This window comes from Streptomyces sp. NPDC098789 (assembly GCF_044759975.1).
GTDB lineage: Bacteria > Actinomycetota > Actinomycetes > Streptomycetales > Streptomycetaceae > Streptomyces.
Genome location: NZ_JBIWAJ010000017.1, coordinates 31,780 through 50,165 on the forward strand (window position 1 = coordinate 31,780; position 18,386 = coordinate 50,165).

Consider the following 18,386-nt stretch of genomic DNA (forward strand, 5'->3'; position numbering starts at 1 on the left):
GGGGCGGTCGTCGCGGCGGAAGCTGCCACCGGACGGACGGTCGTCACGACGGAAGCCACCACCGGCGGGACGGTCGCCACCGGAGCGGAAGCCACCCGACGGACGGTCGCCACCGCGGTCGTCACGGTTGAAGCCACCCGAGGGGCGGTCGTCGCGGCGGAAGCTGCCACCGGACGGACGGTCGTCACGACGGAAGCCACCACCGGCGGGACGGTCGCCACCGGAGCGGAAGCCACCACCAGCGGGACGGTCGCCACCGGAGCGGAAGCCGCCCGACGGACGGTCGTCGCGGCGGAAGCCGCCACCGGCGGGACGCTCGTCACGACGGTCGCCACCGGAGCGGAAGCCACCGGACGGGCGGTCGTCACGACGGAAGCCACCGGAGGGGCGGTCGTCACGACGGTCGCCACCGGAGCGGAAGCCGCCACGGTCGCCACCGCGGTCACCGCGGTCGTCACGGTTGAAGCCACCACGGCCGCTGCGCTCGCCGCGGTCGTCGCGACGCTCGAAGTTGCCACGGTCGTCACGGCGCTGCACGGCCTGCGCCTCGGCGGCGGCAGCCGCGGCGGCGGCCTCGGCCGCCACCTCGGCCTCTGCTGCCTCGGCGACCTCGGCCACAGCGGCCTCCGGGTCCTCGCCGCGCTCACGGGCGGAACGGGCGACGAGGCGGTCGGCCTCCTCGCGCAGCTCCACGGCGCGGCGCTGGACGCGCTCCAGCTGCTTGGTGAGGTCGGCGACCTCGCGCTCGGCCTGCTTCGCGGCGTTGTTCGCGGAGTCGGCCTGGACCTCGGACAGCGAGCGGGCACCGGTGATCTCGGCGACCTCGGGCTCGAACGCGCCCGCACCGCCGACGATGTGGCGCGAGGCGTCGACGCCCGCGTCCTCCATCAGGCGGAAGATCTGGCGGCGCTGGTGCGGCAGGGACAGCGAGACCACGACACCCGACTTGCCGGCACGGGCGGTACGGCCCGAGCGGTGCAGGTAGTCCTTGTGGTCGCCGGCCGGGTCCACGTTCAGGACCAGGTCGATGCCGTCGACGTGGATGCCGCGGGCGGCGACGTCGGTCGCGACGAGCGCGTTGACGTAGCCCTTCTTGAAGTCTTCCAGGACGCGGGTGCGGGCACCCTGCGTCATGCCGCCGTGCAGCGCGTCGGCCTTCACGCCGGACTCGATGAGCTGCTCGGCGATGCGGTCGGCGCCCAGCTGGGTGCGGACGAAGATGATCGTGCGGCCCTTGCGGGCGGCGATCGCGGCCGTGACCGGCGCCTTGTCCTTCGGCTTCACGACGAGGACGTGGTGGGTCATGGTCGAGACGTTGCCCTGCGCGCTGTCGACCTCGTGCGTGACGGGGTTCGAGAGGTAGCGCTTGACGAGCGTGCCGATCTCGTTCTCCATGGTGGCGGAGAAGAGCATGCGCTGGCCGCCGCCGGGGATCTGGTCGAGCAGCTCGGTGACCTCGGGCAGGAAGCCCAGGTCGGACATCTGGTCGGCCTCGTCGAGGACGGCGACCTGGACGTTCTCCAGCGAGCAGGCGCCGCGGTTGATGATGTCGCGCAGACGGCCCGGGGTGGCGACGAGGACGTCGACGCCGCGCTCCAGGGCGTAGATCTGGTTGCCCATCGAGGTACCGCCGCAGACGACCTTGAGCTTCAGGCCGAGCACGTCACCGTACGGCTGGAGCGCGTCGGCGACCTGCATGGCGAGCTCACGGGTCGGCGTGAGGATGATCGCGCGGGGCTTCTTCTTCTCGGTGGTGCCGCCGGCCAGCGAGGCCAGGGTCGGCAGACCGAAGGAGAGGGTCTTGCCGGAGCCGGTGCGGCCACGGCCGAGGATGTCCTTGCCGGCCAGGGCGTCCGGGATGGTCGCGGCCTGGATCGGGAAGGGGGCGGTGACACCGTTCTGCGCGAGCTTGCGGACGATCCCGTCCGGCAGACCGAGGTCGCCGAAGGTGATCGTGGGCTCGGCGTCGGCGGCCTCGTCGGCTGCAACGGCGTCGATGGACTGGTCGTTCGTCATGTCGGCCTCAATTGCATCGATGTCGGCGGCGAGCGAGTCGGTGAGGGTCGGGTCGATCACGTGGGTGTCGACTGCTTCGACGATCTCGACGGACTCGACGGCCTGGGCGGCGTCGATGGAGTCGTTCTCGGGCATGACGGGACGGTCAGAACTGGAAATGGACATGCGAAATGCGAAACCTTCCGGAGTCTCGGCACGCGCCCAAACTCCGTGAATCGCAAATCGACCGCCTCAATGCGGTCAGCCACGGTTGGGGAGAGTACGCGCCACGCGGCGCTCTTCGGAGTCGGCGCCGGGCAATGGGATCAAACGATCTATAACCATACGCACCCTCCCCCCACTCTGGCAAGTCACCCCGAACACGAAGCGGCTGACCTGCAAGAACGTCACTGCGTCGAACGGGAGTACGCATCACGCGCACCCGTGCGGCACGTCCCGGAGGGGGTGCCGGACTACCCCCCGGGACTCATCGAGGGCTCCGGCGACGGGGCCGCGGACGTGGGCGGAGTCACAGGCGGTGACGGCTCCGGCGGGGGCGTGGGAGAGGGCTGCGAACCTCCACCCGTCCCACCCGCCCCCGTGGTCGTCCCGCCCGCCGAGGGCGGCAGCTGGGTCCCCGGGCCGGGGCCCGCCGGTCCGCCCGTGCCCCCGCCGGCCGCCGCGCCCGGTCCGGCCGACGGCGAGGGGCCGCCGGGCAGCCCCGCCGTCACGACGCCGGGGCTGGCCGAGGCGCCCGGGGGCAGGGCCTTCCCGTCGGGGCCCACGGCGCTCCCCTTGTCGCCCGCACCGCCCTTCTTGTCGTGCCCGCTGCCGTGCGCCCCGCCGCTCCTGCCCCCCGAGGAGGCGCCCTCGGAGTCGGCGGCGGCCCCCCGGCGGCCGGCCGGGGAGGTGGCGCCGGGCTTGGCGGCGTCGGCGCCGACACTCATGCAGCCCGCCGTGGCCGCGAGCGCGAGGGTGGCGACGGCCAGTCGGACGGAAGCGGACAAGTGGCGCACGGGTGGCACCTCCGGGACAGGGCAGGGTTCCGCGGTGAACGGGTCAATGTGCCCAACTCTCTTTGCCCCGTAAGAGACACGCCCCTTGCGCCACCGGCTGCACGCGCCCGGGCACTCAGCCCCCGGCGAGCGTCCGCGCCACCTGCAACCCCAGGTGTACGGCGCCCAGTCCGACCAGCACGGAAGCGGCCACGTTCACCACCGCGAGGAACTTCCAGCCCCGTTCGGCCAGCCGGAGGGTCTCGTAGGAGAACGTCGAGTACGTGCTCAGCGCCCCGCACAGGCCCGTCCCGAGCAACAGGCTCAGCCTCGACGAGGCCGCCCCCTCCAGCACGGCCCCCGTGAGCGCGCCCAGCACGAGGCAGGCGCCCGCGTTCACCACGAACGTCCCCCAGGGGAAGACGGAATCGTGGCGCGCCTGCACCGCGCGGTCGGTCAGATAGCGCAGCGGAGCGCCCACGACCGCGCCCAGGACCACCATGAGCCAGTTCACCGGGCCGCCCGCGCCCGCCGGTCGCCCAGCACGAGCCGGGTCAGCCGGGCCGCCACGAGGACCGCGCCCAGCGCGGCCACCACCGTGAGGCCGGCGTAGGCCAGCGCGGTCCCGGCCTCACCGGCGTCCAGCAGGCGCTCGAAATCCACGGCGTAGGTGGAGAAGGTGGTGAACCCGCCGAGCACCCCCACCCCCAGGAAGGGCCGTACGAGGGGGTGCGCCGACCGACCGCCCTCGCTGATCAGCACCATCAGTACGCCGATGAGCGCGCAGCCCACCGCGTTGATCCAGAGGGTCCCCCACGGGAAGGCCCCGGGCGCCGCCGGCCACAGCAGCCCGACGGCGTACCGCGCCGAGGCGCCGGCGGCGCCGCCGGCCGCCACGACCGCGAGCACGCGGCCCTGCGGTTCGGCACGCTGCGCCGGGACGTGCAGGTCGACGTCCGGGTCGATCGCCTCGGCCCCGTCGCCCCGGGAGGCCCCGCTCTCGCCCCGGGAGGTCCCGCCCTCGGCCGGCCGGGTCATCCGCGCCGCCCCTCGCACATCGACTCTGTCGCCACCGGTCCATTCTCACGCGCCGGGGCGCATCCCTCCCGGTCGGCGCCCGGCTCCCGGACAATGGGTGGGTGCTGCAGATGACGCGCGACGACTTCGAAGAGCTGGTGGCCCAGGCCCTGGACCGGATCCCGCCCGAGCTGACCCGGGTGATGGACAACGTGGCCGTGTTCGTGGAGGACGAACCTCCCGCGGACGATCCGGAACTGCTGGGCCTCTACGAGGGGACCCCGCTCACCGAGCGCGGCGAGTGGTACGCCGGGGTGCTGCCCGACCGGATCTCCATCTACATGGGGCCGACCCTGCGCTTCTGCGAGGCGCCCGACGACGTGGTGCACGAGGTCGCCGTGACCGTCGTGCACGAGATCGCCCACCACTTCGGCATCGACGACGAACGCCTCCACGAGCTGGGCTGGGGCTGACCCGCAGGCAGGGGCGGCCGACCCGCGGATCGGGCGGGGGAAACCGTTTTGGCGATCGCCGCCCGGATCCCATATGCTTCTCACGTCCCCGACGCGCTGGAAAGTGCCTAGGCGGGCCTTTAGCCCTCATCGTCTAGTGGCCCAGGACGCCGCCCTTTCAAGGCGGTAGCACGGGTTCGAATCCCGTTGGGGGTACGCAACACCATGTGCGAGACTTGCGCTCGCACATAGCAAGGACCTGTGGAGCAGTTGGTTAGCTCGCCACCCTGTCAAGGTGGAGGTCGCGGGTTCAAGTCCCGTCAGGTTCGCTGAAGCTCGTAAGAGTTTCGTGGCTGGGTAGCTCAGTTGGTACGAGCGATCGCCTGAAAAGCGATAGGTCGCCGGTTCGACCCCGGCCCCAGCCACCAGAAAGAAGGCCCCGTCCATCGGACGGGGCCTTCTTCGTCATCCCTCCTCCGGCTCCGCCCCGGCGACGTCTGCGGGGCGGGCCTTGCGGCGCCACTGCACCAGGCCCGCGACCAGCGCCCCGACCACGACCAGCCCGAGCAGCGCCCAGTCCGGCACCGCGTCCGCGGCGGTGCGCACCCATTCCTCCACGGCGAACGAGTCGTCCACGTCCAGCAGCCCGGGCAGTGCGCTCGCCCCGTCGTAGGCCAGGAACATCGCGCCGAGCGCGATGAAGAACAGGCCGGACAGCAGCGAGGTGGTGTGCAGTTCGAAGCGGCCCGCCCGGACCACCCGGCCGCGCAGCCAGCGCCGCCGTCCGAGGTCGAACCGCTCCCAGAGCAGGGCCAGCAGGAAGAGCGGCAGGGCCATCCCCAGCGCGTACACCGCGAGCAGCAGGCCGCCGTAGACCGGGCTGCCGCTCACCGCCGCGACGGTGAGGACGCTGCCCAGGATCGGCCCGGCGCAGAAGCCGGCCAGCCCGTAGACCGCGCCCAGCGCGTACACGGACAGCACGGTGGTCGGGCGGATCCGACCCGACAGCTCCGAGATCCGGCGCGGGGCGAAGCCGAGGCCCAGCACCTGCGCCAGACCGAGCGCGATGATCAGCCAGCCGCCGAAGAGGACCAGGGCGTCCCGGTTGCCGTGGAAGAAGCGGCCCGCGTACGAACCGGCCGCGCCCAGCGGGACCAGGGTGGTCGCGAGCCCGGCGTAGAAGATCCCGGTCCGGGCCAGCAGCCGGGAGGTGGAATCGATGGAGTACGCGAAGAAGGCGGGCAGCAACAGCGCGCTGCACGGGCTGAGCAGCGCGAGGAGACCGCCCAGCAGGGCGGCCAGGTATCCGATGTCGCTCACTTCGCCGCCGCCCGCGCGGCCTGCTCGGCCTTGGCGATGGCCGAGGTGAAGGCCGAGATCGGCTGGGCGCCCGCGATCGGCTGCCCGTTGACCAGGAAGGACGGGGTGGAGGTGACACCGATGCGGTAGCCCTCCTCCTGGTCCTTGGCGACGGCGGCGGCCGCCTGCTCGCCGCCCATGTCCTTCGCGAAGCGGTCCAGGTCGGGCACCCCGGCCTCCTTGGCGATCTCCAGCAGCCGGGCCTCGCCGAAGCCCTTCTCCTTGGCGCCGTCCGCGTAGGCGGCGGCGTGGAAGGCGCCGAAGCGGTCCTGCTGGCCGGCGGCCCAGGCGGCCTTCGCGGCCGCCTCGGACTCGGCGCCGAAGATCGGGAAGTTGCGCCATTCGATGCGCAGGGTGCCGTCCTCGACGTACTTCTTCACCAGTTCGGGTTCGGTGTCGCGGGCGAACTTGCCGCAGTAGCCGCACTTGAAGTCGGAGTACTCGATGAGGACGACGGGCGCGTCGGCGCGCCCGGTGGTGAGCTTGTCGTTCGCGTCGCGGCGGGCCAGCTTCATCAGCTCGGCCCGGCCGTCGGGGACCTCGGGCGCGGACGCCGAGGAGGGCGCCGAAGCGGCCGCGGGGTCCTCGGTGGAGGTGGCCTGCCAGGAGACGATGCCGAGGGTGACGGCGGCGAGCGCGACCCCGGCGCTGATCAGCAGGGGCTTGCGGGACGGACGTACCGATCCCTTGGAGGGGGAAGGGGAAGAGGACATGCGGGTGCTCCGGAGTGACGTACGGGAAGGGACGGGGACGGACCGGGGGTACCGGTCCTCCTAGACCCGCATCACGGACAGCTCCAGCGGGCCCGGCGCCGCCCGGTCCGGCCCGCGCGCGGGCGCTCGTACGGGGGCGCCCCGGGCGTGCTCGACCTGCTCGGGGGCGCACCGCGCCAGCGGCGTGCAGCCGTGGTCCCCGGGCCCGCGCAGCGGCAGCGCGGGCACCCGTCCGCGGTCCGGGTCGCCCGGCGCGCAGGAGGGGCCCCGCTCGGGCGAGACCCGCGGGTCCGCGGCGGCGCGGGTCCCGACCGGCCCGTCCGCCGCCCGCGCGAACGCGGTCGCGGGGGCCGGCGCGGGGGCCGGCGACCGCGCCGGTACCTGCGCCGCACACCCCAGCAGCACCGCGAGAACGGCGCCCCACAGGCACCACAGACGCGGATCGGGGCGGGACATGACGGGCCTCTCACGGGAACGACGGAGTTACTTGGGGTGACTCGTCCGGAAATGGTACGGGGCCGCCCCACAAATGCGTTCGCCACCCGGCGCCCGCGGGTGAGATCCTCGACCAGGTATGTCTACTTCCTTCGCCGCCCTGCAGACGCTTCTCGGTGAGATCTCCCTCCGCGACGCGCACCGCCTCGGCCGCCGCCTCGAAGGCGCCCGCCGCATCCGTAAGCCCGAGGCCAAGCAGGCCGTGCTCGACGAGATCGCCGCGGAGGCCGAGAAGGCCGCCGCGCGACTGGCCGGCCGCGCCTCGCGCATGCCCGAGGTCACCTATCCCGAGAACCTTCCGGTCAGCCAGAAGAAGGACGAGATCGCCGAGGCGATACGCGACCACCAGGTCGTGATCGTCGCCGGCGAGACCGGCTCCGGCAAGACCACGCAGATCCCCAAGATCTGCATGGAGCTGGGGCGCGGCGTCCGGGGCATGATCGGGCACACCCAGCCCCGCCGGATCGCCGCCCGCACGGTCGCGGAGCGGATCGCCGAGGAGCTGAAGTCCGAGATCGGCCAGACGGTCGGCTGGAAGGTCCGGTTCACCGATCAGGTGGACCAGGACGCGACCTTCGTGAAGCTGATGACCGACGGCATCCTCCTCGCGGAGATCCAGACGGACCGCGAGCTGCGCGCCTACGACACGATCATCATCGACGAGGCCCACGAGCGGTCGCTGAACATCGACTTCCTGCTCGGGTACCTGGCCACGCTGCTGCCCAAGCGCCCCGACCTCAAGGTGATCATCACCTCGGCGACGATCGACCCCCAGCGCTTCTCCCGGCACTTCGGCGAGGCCCCGATCGTCGAGGTCAGCGGCCGTACGTACCCGGTCGAGGTGCGCTACCGCCCGCTCCTGGAGGAGGAGGGCGACGACAGCGACCGCGACCAGATCACCGCGATCTGCGAGGCGGTCGACGAGCTCCAGTCCGAGGGGCCGGGCGACGTCCTGGTCTTCCTCTCGGGCGAGCGCGAGATCCGCGACACGGCGGACGCCCTGAACAAGCGCAACCTGCGCTTCACCGAGGTGCTGCCCCTCTACGCACGCCTCTCGCACGCCGAGCAGCACCGCGTCTTCCAGCAGCACACGGGACGCCGGATCGTGCTCGCGACCAACGTCGCCGAGACCTCGCTGACCGTCCCGGGCATCAAGTACGTGATCGACCCGGGCAACGCCCGCATCTCCCGCTACAGCCACCGCACCAAGGTGCAGCGGCTGCCGATCGAGCGGATCTCGCAGGCCAGCGCCAACCAGCGCAAGGGCCGCTGCGGCCGCACCTCCGACGGCATCTGCATCCGCCTGTACTCCGAGGACGACTTCGAGAGCCGTCCGGAGTTCACGGACGCGGAGATCCTGCGCACCAACCTCGCCTCCGTCATCCTCCAGATGACCGCCGCGGGCCTCGGCGAGATCGAGAAGTTCCCCTTCATCGACCCGCCGGACCACCGCAACATCCGCGACGGCGTGCAGCTGCTCCAGGAGCTGGGGGCCCTCGACCCGGCCGAGAAGGACCACACGAAGCGGCTCACGCCCATGGGCCGCCAGCTGTCCCAGCTGCCCGTGGACCCGCGGCTGGCCCGCATGGTGGTCGAGGCGGACAAGAACAACTGCGTGCGCGAGGTCATGGTCATCGCGGCCGCCCTGTCGATCCAGGACCCGCGCGAGCGGCCCTCGGAGAAGCAGACCCAGGCCGACCAGAACCACGCCCGCTTCAAGGACGAGACCAGCGACTTCCTCTCGTTCCTCAACATGTGGCGCTACGTCCGCGAGCAGCAGAAGGAGCGCGGCTCCTCCTCCTTCCGCCGGATGTGCAAGCAGGAGTACCTGAACTTCCTGCGGATCCGCGAGTGGCAGGACATCTACTCGCAGCTGCGCACGGTCGCCAAGACGATGGGCATCCACGTCAATGAGGCGGACGCTCCGGAGCAGCACATCCACGTGTCGCTGCTGGCGGGCCTGCTGTCGCACATCGGGCTCAAGGACACCGACAAGAACGAGTACCTGGGCGCGCGGTCGGCGAAGTTCGCGATCTTCCCCGGTTCGGCGCTGTTCAAGAAGCAGCCCAAATTCGTCATGTCCGCGGAGCTGGTGGAGACCTCGCGGCTGTGGGCGCGGGTCAACGCGAAGGTCGAGCCCGAATGGGTCGAGCCGCTGGCCCAACACCTGATCAAGCGCACGTACAGCGAGCCGCACTGGGAGAAGGACCAGGCGGCGGTGATGGCGTACGAGAAGGTCACGCTGTACGGCGTCCCCATCGTCGCCCAGCGGAAGATCAACTACGGCCGGATCGACGCCGAGGTCTCGCGCGAACTCTTCATCCGCAACGCCCTGGTCGAGGGCGACTGGCGCACGCACCACAAGTTCTACGCCGACAACCGCAAGCTGCTGACCGAGGTCGAGGAGCTGGAGAACCGGGCCCGGCGCCGGGACATCGTGGTCGACGACGAGACCCTCTTCGACTTCTACGACCAGAAGATCCCCGAGCACGTGGTCTCGGGCGCGCACTTCGACTCCTGGTGGAAGCACAAGCAGCGCGACGAGCCCGAGCTGCTCGACTTCGAGCGCGAGATGCTGCTCACCGAGAAGGCGGCCGGGGTCACCAAGGACGACTACCCGGACTCCTGGCGCCAGGGCCCGCTCAAGTTCCGCGTGACCTACCAGTTCGAGCCGGGCGCGGACGCCGACGGCGTGACCGTGCACGTCCCGCTGACCGTGCTGAACCAGGTCACCGACGAGGGCTTCGACTGGCAGATCCCGGGGCTGCGCGAGGAGATCGTCACCGAGCTGATCCGCTCGCTGCCCAAGCCGATCCGCCGGCACTACGTGCCCGCGCCCAACTTCGCGACCCGCTTCCTGGACACCGCCGTTCCGCTCCAGGAGCCGCTGACGGTGACGCTCGCGCGCGAGCTGAAGCGGATGGTCGGGGTCCCGGTCACGGCCGAGGACTTCGACCTGAGCCGGATCGCCGACCACCTGAAGATCACCTTCCGGATCGTCGACGAGCGCCGCAAGAACCTCGCCGAGGACAAGGACCTGGAGGCCCTGCGGCTGCGACTGCGGCCCAAGGCCCGCCAGGCCCTCTCCCAGGCCGCCGCGGCGACCGCCGAGCGCGCGGGCGGCGAGGCCATCGAGCGGACCGGGCTGACGGACTGGACGATCGGCACCCTGACCAAGGTCTTCGAGACCCGGCGGGCGGGTCAGCCGGTGAAGGCCTATCCGGCGCTGGTGGACGCGGGCGCGAGCGTCTCCGTACGGCTCTTCGACACGGAGGCCGAGCAGCAGCTGGCGATGTGGCGCGGGACCCGGAGGCTGATCCTGCTCAACATCGCGGTGAACCCCGCCAAGTTCGCCTCCGACAAGCTGGGCAACCAGGCGAAGCTGGCGCTCTCGCGCAATCCGCACGGCTCCATCCAGGCCCTGTTCGACGACTGCGCGACGGCGGCGGCCGACAAGCTGATCGCCGACCACGGCGGGCCCGCCTGGGACGAGGCCGGCTTCCGGAAGCTCTACGACGCGGTGCGGACCGACCTGGTGGACACGACCGTACGCACGGTCGCCCAGGTGCAGCAGGTGCTGGCCGCCTGGCAGGCCTGTGAGCGCCGCCTGAAGGCGACGAACAGCCTGACCCTGGTCAAGAACGTGCAGGACGTGCAGAAGCAGCTGGCGGCCCTGGTGCCGGCCGGCTTCGTGACCCTCACCGGGCTGCGGCGGCTGCCCGACCTGATGCGCTATCTGGTGGCGGCCGACCGGCGCCTCCAGCAGATGCCGACCTCGGTCCAGCGCGACACCACGCGCATGGAGAAGGTCCACGAGATGCAGGACGAGTACGCCTGGCTGCTGGAGCAGTTGCCCCAGGGCCGGCCGGTGCCGACCGCGGTCACGGACGTCCGCTGGATGATCGAGGAACTGCGGGTGAGCTACTTCGCCCACGCCCTCGGGACGGCCTATCCGATCTCCGACAAGCGCATCGTGAAGGCGGTCGACGCCCTGGCGCCGTGACGGCGGCGTGATCGGGTTCGACCTCACCCCCCCAGCTGTTGTACAGTCGGTTTCGCAGCCACCAAGTGGCCGCGAACGAGGACCTGTGGAGCAGTTGGTTAGCTCGCCACCCTGTCAAGGTGGAGGTCGCGGGTTCAAGTCCCGTCAGGTTCGCAGTAACGACAGGGCCCGTATCCCCCAGGGATACGGGCCCTGTCGCATTCCCCCGACGACACGACACGGCACCGCACGGCGCGCACGACCGGCCCGGAGGATCACGGGCCGTACGGCCGCCGCAGGCGCGGGAGGTGTGGCATTTCCCCATGAACGCCCGTGACGAGCTCAGAGCGCTCCTGAGGGCCCATCTGGCGGCCTCGGGCGGACGCCGCCACCTCACGCGCCACTGCCTTCTCTGCAACCGACTCATGCGGCTCGCGCGGGAGGCGGAGCGGGAGGCCGCGCGGGAGGCGGAGCGGCGGACGGAGCGGGGGTCCCCGCCGGGGGCCGAAGGTCCCTCTCCGGCATGACGTATGCCGTCCAGCCAGCCCCATTACGGGCGCAATGCCGGATGTACAAGAGTTGTTAGCTGTGACGGGAGTCACCACATGAGTTTTTGAGACGCCCACGTTTATCACGCGCCTACGCCTCTTCGATTTAATATGTGCAATGGCACCCCCTCTCGGGGGACCCCACCGAAGCGGCACCCGCACCCCGCATCAGGGCATAAAAAAGATCGCGCTGGACCCGGCGGAGTCCAGCGCGACCGACGGCTGATGAACCTGTTGGGGCAGGTCCGGGCCGCATGAAGCTATACGGGTTTCATCGGATTGGGGGATCCGATATCGACCCGGTAAAAGGTTGTGCTGCGGGACCTCAGGCCTCGCTGCGCTGCTGCGGAATTCCCGCGAGCAGAGCGCGAACCTCGGCCTCGCGGTAGCGGCGGTGCCCACCCAGGGTGCGGATGGACGTGAGCTTGCCAGCCTTGGCCCAGCGAGTGACCGTCTTCGGGTCCACGCGGAACATCGTGGCAACCTCAGCCGGGGTCAGCAGCGGCTCGGCATCAGGGGTGCGAGCGGTCATGAGCGGCCTCCTCGGGAGAACCGAACCATCTCGGTTCTTTCCTCTAAATTCTGCACCTTGGCCCTCGTTGCCCGAAATGGACAGACGAAGGCCGAGTCGGTTATAGGACGAACGGCTTGTCCTCGGCACTACAACTACACCATCTGTCCAGCCTCGTCGGCCAAACCGATGGAATTGCCCTCCGAGGTGTTCATCAGCGGCGGAAGCCGATGGACCGCCCCATAACGGACAGTCACCCCACCGTAACGATCAGTCACAGAGCGACCAGGAGTCGCGAGACCCCCCATAGCGTGCAATGTCGAGCAATCCGCCCAAAGTTGGGCGGAAGGAACCCTCCCCGGACTCCTTGTCCTATTTTGGCACGAGGGTAGGGGAAGGGCGCAAGGGTGTGGAAAGTGCGGTCCGTCACGCTTGAGCCAATGGCCCGGATCGGGACGTAGGTCCTGGCACTAAGACCCTAATGAGTGAATCGTCCTGAAGTACCACGGGTTGTGGCCGTTCGGACGATACGGCTAGTTGGCGAACAGTCTCTCCCGAACAGCCCGCCAACGGTCGGCCAATATGACGTACGTCTCTACGGCACCTTCGGTGTCCCCCGCCCGCAGCGCCGCGATCCCCGCCGCCAGTTCCGCCGCCGACCGGTCCTCGGCCAGCCCCGCCGCCGGCAGTCCGTGGACCAGCCCGCCGTAGTCCAGCTCGACCATCGAGCGCGGATGGAACTCCTCCAGCCAGCTGCCGACCTCGACCAGGCCGTCCGCCAGCGCCCCGTACCCCTCCGCCTCGCGCAGGGTCCGCAGCCCGCGCGCGAGCCTGCGGCGCGCCTGGACCATCGGCGTCCGGTAGCGCAGCACCTCCCCGGGCACGTACTCCCGCTCCTCGTCGGCGACCAGGACGAACCAACGCAGCGGGACCTGCCAGACCGCCGTGCGGATCCACGGGCGCGCGTCCGGGTTCCGCTCCCGCCAGGCGTCGTACTCCTCGGCCGCCCGGCGGCGCACCCCCGGCGGCAGGGCCGCGTCCAGCACCGGGAGCGGGAAGTCGGCCACCAACTCCTGGAGCGCCAGCCAGCCGCGCAGCCGGGTCCGCCACGGGCACACCAGCAGCACCCCGTCCCACTCCGCGGTGAAGGCGTCCGCGCTCTCGTGCGCCGGCACCCCCACCAGCGGCACGCGCACCAGGTCGGCCAGCGACCGGCGCAGTTCGTCCTGGGCGGTCGGGGTGTGCCCGCGCCGGGCGTAGTCGGCCCAGTGCGCGCGCTCCGGTTCCGCGAAGGCGGCCAGGGGTTCGTACACGCGCAGGTAGGACGCGTAGGGGATGGTCGGTGCCTGGCGCGCGGCGGGCAGCCGGGGATCGGGGGATTCGCTCACGCTCTCGTACTCCCCCGCACCGGGCGCCCGTACGCGGCCGCGCGCCCCCGATGGGGGAGGAATCCGCTCAGAAGTCCGAACGGCCGTCCGATCCCCGGACAGGGCGCTCCGGCGCGGCCCGCAGGTCTTACGCTGCTCCCATCAACGCCCTCCCCACCCGCAGGAGGGCGCTTCCCGCCGCATCTCATCCATGGGAGTCACCACCGTGACCGAAATGACCGACGGCGTCCTGCACACCCTGTTCCGCACGGAACAGGGCGGCCACGAGCAGGTCGTGCTCTGCCAGGACCGCGCCAGTGGCCTCAAGGCCGTCATCGCCCTTCACTCCACCGCACTGGGCCCCGCGCTCGGCGGTACGCGCTTCCACGCGTACGCCTCGGACGAGGAGGCCGTCCTCGACGCCCTCAACCTCGCCCGCGGCATGTCGTACAAGAACGCCCTCGCCGGGCTCGACCACGGCGGCGGCAAGGCCGTGATCATCGGCGACCCCGACGTCCTCAAGAGCGAGGAACTCCTGCTGGCCTACGGCCGGTTCGTGGAGTCCCTCGGCGGCCGCTACGTGACCGCCTGCGACGTCGGCACCTACGTCGCCGACATGGACGTGGTCGCCCGCGAGACCCGCTGGGCCACCGGCCGCTCCCCCGAGAACGGCGGCGCCGGCGACTCCTCGGTGCTCACCGCCTTCGGCGTCTTCCAGGGCATGCGCGCCAGCGCCCAGCACGTGTGGGGCGACCCGACCCTGCGCGGCCGCAAGGTCGGCGTCGCGGGCGTCGGCAAGGTCGGCCACCACCTGGTGGAGCACCTGCTGGCGGACGGGGCGGAGGTCGTCATCACCGACGTCCGCGCCGAGTCCGTGCAGCGGATCCTGGACAAGCACCCGGGCAAGGTGACGGCGGTCGCCGACACCGACGCGCTGATCCGGCTGGCGGGACTGGACATCTACGCGCCCTGCGCGCTCGGCGGCGCCCTCGACGACGTCACCGTGCCGGTCCTCACCGCGAAGGTGGTGTGCGGTGCGGCGAACAACCAGCTCGCGCACCCCGGCGTGGAGAAGGACCTCGCGGACCGCGGCATCCTCTACGCGCCGGACTACGTGGTCAACGCGGGCGGCGTGATCCAGGTGGCCGACGAGCTGCACGGCTTCGACTTCGACCGCTGCAAGACGAAGGCGACGAAGATCTTCGACACCACGCTGGCCATATTCGCACGTGCGAAGTCGGATGGGATTCCGCCGGCCGCGGCGGCCGACCGGATCGCCGAGCAGCGGATGGCCGAAGCGCGCGCCGCGCGGGGCTAGTCGACGGTTTCGACCGACGGGTCGGCGCCCGGTGGAGACCGGCGCCGGCTGCGGTTCGGGACGGGTTCGGGGCGTGCGTGCACCCGCCGGGGTTGCGGAGAGACGGAACTCACTGCGCTTCGGCGGGTCGCTCGCCAATATAGGGTTAAAATCGCAGCTGACCAGCGAGTACGGGGCGTCTCGCAGGCACTGTGCCGGGGCACGTCATGCGGGCGGCGTACCGTATGGCCGCGGAAGCAGGTACCGTTAAAGCCCTACGGACGGTCTCTCCACGGAGAGCCCGCTCCGAACCATGAACGCGTGTCAGACTCTGGGGCCGTCGAGCCCCGTCACCGAGGGGGTCGAGCCATGGGGCGCGGCCGGGCCAAGGCCAAGCAGACAAAGGTCGCCCGCCAGCTGAAGTACAACAGCGGCGGGACTGACCTCTCGCGTCTGGCCAATGAGCTGGGCGCATCGCCGACGGACCCGCTGCCTGTCAGCGCGCCCGTCGAGGTCGATGACGAGCTGGACGACGACGATGACGACGACCCGTACGCCAAGTACGCGAAGTTGTACAACGGCGATGACGAGGACGAGGACGAAGAGTCCGGCCCGTCGGCGCAACGTCGCGGCGCTTGACGCATCCAGCGTCTACACCGCACCACCAGCATCTGAACAACAGTGAAACCCGGTCCAGGGCCAAGCCCCGGACCGGGTTTCATTGCGTTCCCGGCGCTTTCCGCCGGTCCTGCGGAGCTCAGCTCGCGTAGTCGCCCGTGAGGGTCGAGCCCTCGGTGTGCGCGCCGCGGTCCAGGATCTCGCCGGCGACCCAGGCGTCGACGCCCCGGTCGGCCAGCGTGGTCAGGGCCACGTCCACAGACTCCTGCGGAACCACGGCCATCATGCCGACGCCCATGTTCAGCGTCTTCTCCAGCTCCAGGCGCTCGACCTTGCCGGCGCGGCCGACCAGGTCGAAGATCGCACCGGGGGCCCAGGTCGAGCGGTCGACCGTGGCGTGCAGGTGGTCCGGGATGACCCGGGCGAGGTTGGCCGCGAGGCCGCCGCCCGTGATGTGCGAGTAGGCGTGGACCTCGGCGGTGCGGGTGAGGGCCAGGCAGTCCAGCGAGTAGATCTTGGTCGGCTCCAGGAGCTCCTCGCCCAGGGTCCGGCCGAGCTCCTCCACGTGCCCCTCCAGCGCCATCTTGGCCTGGTTGAGGAGGACGTGGCGGACCAGCGAGTACCCGTTCGAGTGAAGCCCGGACGACGCCATCGCGATGACGGCGTCCCCCGTACGGATACGGTCCGCGCCGAGCAGGGCGTCGTACTCGACGACTCCCGTACCGGCGCCGGCGACGTCGAAGTCGTCCGGACCGAGCAGACCCGGGTGTTCGGCGGTCTCGCCGCCCACCAGGGCGCAGCCGGCCAGGACGCAGCCTTCGGCGATGCCCTTGACGATGGCCGCGACCCGCTCGGGGTGGACCTTGCCGACACAGATGTAGTCGGTCATGAAGAGCGGCTCGGCGCCGCAGACGACGATGTCGTCCATGACCATCGCGACCAGGTCGTGGCCGATCGTGTCGTACACGCCGAGCTGGCGGGCGATGTCCACCTTGGTGCCGACGCCGTCGGTCGCCGAGGCCAGGAGCGGGCGCTCGTAGCGCTTGAGGGCGGAGGCGTCGAAGAGGCCGGCGAAACCGCCGAGGCCGCCGAGGACCTCGGGGCGCTGCGTCTTCTTCACCCACTCCTTCATCAGCTCGACGGCGCGGTCGCCCGCTTCGATGTCGACGCCCGCGGCTGCGTAGCTGGCACCGGTGGTCTTCTCTGTCATGACAGGGATGAGCTTTCGTGTCGTTACTGCGGTTACTGCGGGTGCGTGATCAGGGACGACGGAGCGCGTCGGCGGCATCCTTGCCACCGGCCAGCTCGGACTCCAGGAGCTGCTTGCCCAGCAGCTGCGGGTCGGGCAGCTCCATGGGGTACTCGCCGTCGAAGCAGGCCCGGCAGAGGTTGGGCTTCTGGATGGTCGTCGCCTCGATCATCGAGTCGAGCGAGATGTACGAGAGGGAATCGGCACCCATGGAGGTGGCGATCTCGTCGACCGTCATGCCGTTGGCGATCAGCTCCGCACGGGTGGCGAAGTCGATGCCGAAGAAGCAGGGCCACTTCACGGGCGGGGAGGAGATCCGGATGTGGATCTCGGCCGCGCCGGCCTCGCGGAGCATCTTGACCAGGGCGCGCTGGGTGTTGCCGCGGACGATCGAGTCGTCGACGACCACCAGGCGCTTGCCCCGGATGACTTCCTTGAGGGGGTTCAGCTTCAACCGGATGCCGAGCTGGCGGATCGTCTGCGAGGGCTGGATGAAGGTCCGGCCGACGTAGGCGTTCTTGACCAGGCCGACGCCGTACGGAATCCCGCTGGCTTCGGCGTATCCGACGGCGGCGGGCGTGCCGGACTCCGGTGTCGATATCACCAGGTCGGCGTCGGCCGGGGCTTCCTTGGCCAGCCGACGGCCCATCTCGACGCGCGAGAGGTAGACGTTCCGGCCGGCGATGTCGGTGTCCGGGCGCGCCAGGTAGACGTACTCGAAGACACAGCCCTTGGGCTTCGCTTCCGCGAATCGGGAGGAACGCAGACCGTTCTCGTCGATCGCGATCAGCTCGCCCGGTTCGACCTCGCGGACGAAGCTGGCGCCGCAGATGTCGAGGGCGGCGGTCTCGCTCGCCACCACCCAGCCGCGCTCCAGGCGGCCGAGGACCAGCGGGCGGATGCCCTGCGGGTCACGGGCGGTGTAGAGCGTCCCCTCGTCCATGAAGACGAGCGAGAAGGCGCCCTTGACCAGCGGGAGGACCTTGGTGGCCGACTCCTCGATGGTCAGGGGCTTGCCGTCTTCGTCCGTCTGTCCGGCGAGCAGGGCCGTCACGAGATCGGTGTCGTTGGTCGCGGCCACCTGGGTGGCACGGCCGTCCTTGCGGGGGAGGTCGGCGACCATCCCCGCGAGTTCGGCGGTGTTCACCAGATTTCCGTTGTGACCCAGGGCAATGGAGCCGTGGGCCGTCGCACGGAAGGTGGGTTGCGCGTTCTCCCAGACGGAGGCTCCGGTGGTCGAGTAGCGGGCGTGACCGACCGCGATATGACCTTGGAGGGATCCGAGAGAGGTTTCGTCGAAGACCTGGGACACGAGGCCCATGTCCTTGAAGACGAGGATCTGGGAACCGTTGCTCACAGCGATTCCCGCGGACTCTTGTCCGCGGTGCTGCAGTGCATACAGTCCGAAGTAGGTGAGCTTGGCGACCTCTTCACCCGGAGCCCAGACACCGAAGACGCCGCAAGCGTCCTGGGGGCCCTTCTCACCGGGGAGCAGGTCGTGGTTGAGTCGTCCATCACCACGAGGCACGCTTTGAGTGTAGGCGAGATCGACCACTGGTCCGAATTGGCGAAGGCCAGGAAATGTCACAGTGCGCACAGTCCGGTAAACCGGACGCAGGGTGACCGTCTCGATATCCGGGATGCCTTGGTTGACAGGTACCTGTGGGTTCGCACAAGCTCCACTCCATGCAGTCCCTCGGTGACCAGCACGTCACCCTCGTTGAGCGCCGCCACGTAGACCTGGTCCGTGTCGCGAGCGCTATCTGTCGCTGTTCCGCGTAACCACTC

The 18,386-nt window shown here is 70.5% G+C and carries 17 protein-coding genes and 4 tRNA genes; 10 read left to right on the forward strand and 11 right to left on the reverse strand.

The genetic code is table 11. From position 1 onward, the window contains the following. From ACIQWR_RS29580 to ACIQWR_RS29595, 4 genes are all read right to left on the reverse strand, one after another. Window positions 1-2,151, reverse strand: a 2,151-nt coding sequence (locus tag ACIQWR_RS29580; protein WP_404015689.1) for a DEAD/DEAH box helicase, incomplete at its 3' end; no start/stop codon positions are given. A 317-nt stretch (window positions 2,152-2,468) separates the two neighbouring features. Continuing rightward, window positions 2,469-3,011, reverse strand: a complete 543-nt coding sequence (locus ACIQWR_RS29585) for a hypothetical protein (RefSeq protein ID WP_404015691.1) — start codon at window positions 3,009-3,011, stop codon at window positions 2,469-2,471. A gap of 115 nt (window positions 3,012-3,126) precedes the next feature. Next, complete coding sequence (gene crcB, locus ACIQWR_RS29590) at window positions 3,127-3,504, reverse strand: fluoride efflux transporter CrcB (protein WP_404015694.1); 378 nt, start codon at window positions 3,502-3,504, stop codon at window positions 3,127-3,129. Beyond that, entirely contained in the window at window positions 3,501-4,028 is a 528-nt protein-coding gene (locus ACIQWR_RS29595) for a CrcB family protein (RefSeq protein ID WP_404015696.1), read from the reverse strand. The genes crcB and ACIQWR_RS29595 overlap by 4 nt, the downstream gene beginning before the upstream one ends. A gap of 101 nt (window positions 4,029-4,129) precedes the next feature. Between ACIQWR_RS29595 and ACIQWR_RS29600 the strand changes: the two genes are divergently transcribed. The 4 genes from ACIQWR_RS29600 (at window position 4,130) to ACIQWR_RS29615 (ending at window position 4,887) form a co-directional block, all read left to right on the forward strand. Beyond that, the gene (locus tag ACIQWR_RS29600; protein WP_404015699.1) at window positions 4,130-4,480 is read left to right on the forward strand and encodes a metallopeptidase family protein; all 351 of its coding nucleotides are present in this window, start codon (window positions 4,130-4,132) and stop codon (window positions 4,478-4,480) included. Between the two features lie 122 nt (window positions 4,481-4,602). After that, a tRNA-Glu gene (locus ACIQWR_RS29605) sits at window positions 4,603-4,675 on the forward strand. Window positions 4,676-4,714: 39 nt separating this feature from the next. Next, a tRNA-Asp gene (locus tag ACIQWR_RS29610) sits at window positions 4,715-4,788 on the forward strand. A 22-nt stretch (window positions 4,789-4,810) separates the two neighbouring features. Continuing rightward, window positions 4,811-4,887 (forward strand) — tRNA-Phe (locus tag ACIQWR_RS29615). A gap of 37 nt (window positions 4,888-4,924) precedes the next feature. Here ACIQWR_RS29615 and ACIQWR_RS29620 read toward each other — a convergent pair. The 3 genes from ACIQWR_RS29620 to ACIQWR_RS29630 are packed head-to-tail and all read right to left on the reverse strand — an operon-like array spanning window position 4,925 to window position 6,987. Further along, the gene (locus tag ACIQWR_RS29620) at window positions 4,925-5,779 is read right to left on the reverse strand and encodes a cytochrome c biogenesis CcdA family protein (RefSeq protein ID WP_404015701.1); all 855 of its coding nucleotides are present in this window, start codon (window positions 5,777-5,779) and stop codon (window positions 4,925-4,927) included. Next, window positions 5,776-6,531: a DsbA family protein gene (locus tag ACIQWR_RS29625; RefSeq protein ID WP_404015703.1), complete on the reverse strand. Its 756-nt coding sequence runs from the start codon at window positions 6,529-6,531 to the stop codon at window positions 5,776-5,778. The genes ACIQWR_RS29620 and ACIQWR_RS29625 overlap by 4 nt, the downstream gene beginning before the upstream one ends. A gap of 60 nt (window positions 6,532-6,591) precedes the next feature. Next, complete coding sequence (locus tag ACIQWR_RS29630) at window positions 6,592-6,987, reverse strand: hypothetical protein (protein WP_404015706.1); 396 nt, start codon at window positions 6,985-6,987, stop codon at window positions 6,592-6,594. Window positions 6,988-7,105: 118 nt separating this feature from the next. Here ACIQWR_RS29630 and hrpA point away from each other — a divergent pair, with 118 nt between their 5' ends. From hrpA to ACIQWR_RS29645, 3 genes are all read left to right on the forward strand, one after another. Beyond that, entirely contained in the window at window positions 7,106-11,029 is a 3,924-nt protein-coding gene (hrpA, locus tag ACIQWR_RS29635; protein WP_404015709.1) for an ATP-dependent RNA helicase HrpA, read from the forward strand. A gap of 79 nt (window positions 11,030-11,108) precedes the next feature. Further along, a tRNA-Asp gene (locus ACIQWR_RS29640) sits at window positions 11,109-11,182 on the forward strand. Window positions 11,183-11,331: 149 nt separating this feature from the next. Next, window positions 11,332-11,535 (forward strand): DUF6274 family protein, encoded by a 204-nt coding sequence (locus ACIQWR_RS29645; protein WP_404015712.1) that lies wholly within the window; start codon window positions 11,332-11,334, stop codon window positions 11,533-11,535. A 346-nt stretch (window positions 11,536-11,881) separates the two neighbouring features. On the opposite strand, the gene bldC is transcribed toward ACIQWR_RS29645, so the two are convergent. Together bldC and ACIQWR_RS29655 are read right to left on the reverse strand one after the other, a co-directional pair. Continuing rightward, window positions 11,882-12,088 carry a developmental transcriptional regulator BldC gene (gene bldC / locus ACIQWR_RS29650; RefSeq protein ID WP_003949541.1) on the reverse strand — a complete coding sequence of 69 codons (207 nt, stop codon included), beginning with the start codon at window positions 12,086-12,088 and terminating at the stop codon, window positions 11,882-11,884. Between the two features lie 512 nt (window positions 12,089-12,600). Beyond that, a complete protein-coding gene (locus ACIQWR_RS29655; protein ID WP_404015714.1) occupies window positions 12,601-13,455 on the reverse strand; it encodes a hypothetical protein in 855 nt (284 codons plus the stop codon). 190 nt (window positions 13,456-13,645) lie between these two features. Between ACIQWR_RS29655 and ACIQWR_RS29660 the strand changes: the two genes are divergently transcribed. Both ACIQWR_RS29660 and ACIQWR_RS29665 read left to right on the forward strand, forming a co-directional pair. Next, complete coding sequence (locus ACIQWR_RS29660; RefSeq protein ID WP_404015717.1) at window positions 13,646-14,752, forward strand: Leu/Phe/Val dehydrogenase; 1,107 nt, start codon at window positions 13,646-13,648, stop codon at window positions 14,750-14,752. Between the two features lie 348 nt (window positions 14,753-15,100). Then, complete coding sequence (locus tag ACIQWR_RS29665; protein WP_404015720.1) at window positions 15,101-15,370, forward strand: DUF3073 domain-containing protein; 270 nt, start codon at window positions 15,101-15,103, stop codon at window positions 15,368-15,370. Window positions 15,371-15,488: 118 nt separating this feature from the next. Here ACIQWR_RS29665 and purM read toward each other — a convergent pair whose 3' ends face one another. Both purM and purF read right to left on the reverse strand, forming a co-directional pair. Then, window positions 15,489-16,559, reverse strand: a complete 1,071-nt coding sequence (purM, locus tag ACIQWR_RS29670) for a phosphoribosylformylglycinamidine cyclo-ligase (protein WP_404015723.1) — start codon at window positions 16,557-16,559, stop codon at window positions 15,489-15,491. A gap of 49 nt (window positions 16,560-16,608) precedes the next feature. Beyond that, the gene (gene purF / locus ACIQWR_RS29675; RefSeq protein WP_404015726.1) at window positions 16,609-18,126 is read right to left on the reverse strand and encodes an amidophosphoribosyltransferase; all 1,518 of its coding nucleotides are present in this window, start codon (window positions 18,124-18,126) and stop codon (window positions 16,609-16,611) included. A gap of 158 nt (window positions 18,127-18,284) precedes the next feature. Between purF and ACIQWR_RS29680 the strand changes: the two genes are divergently transcribed. After that, a complete protein-coding gene (locus tag ACIQWR_RS29680) occupies window positions 18,285-18,380 on the forward strand; it encodes a putative leader peptide (protein WP_404016070.1) in 96 nt (31 codons plus the stop codon). The last annotated feature ends 6 nt before the right edge of the window (window positions 18,381-18,386 follow it).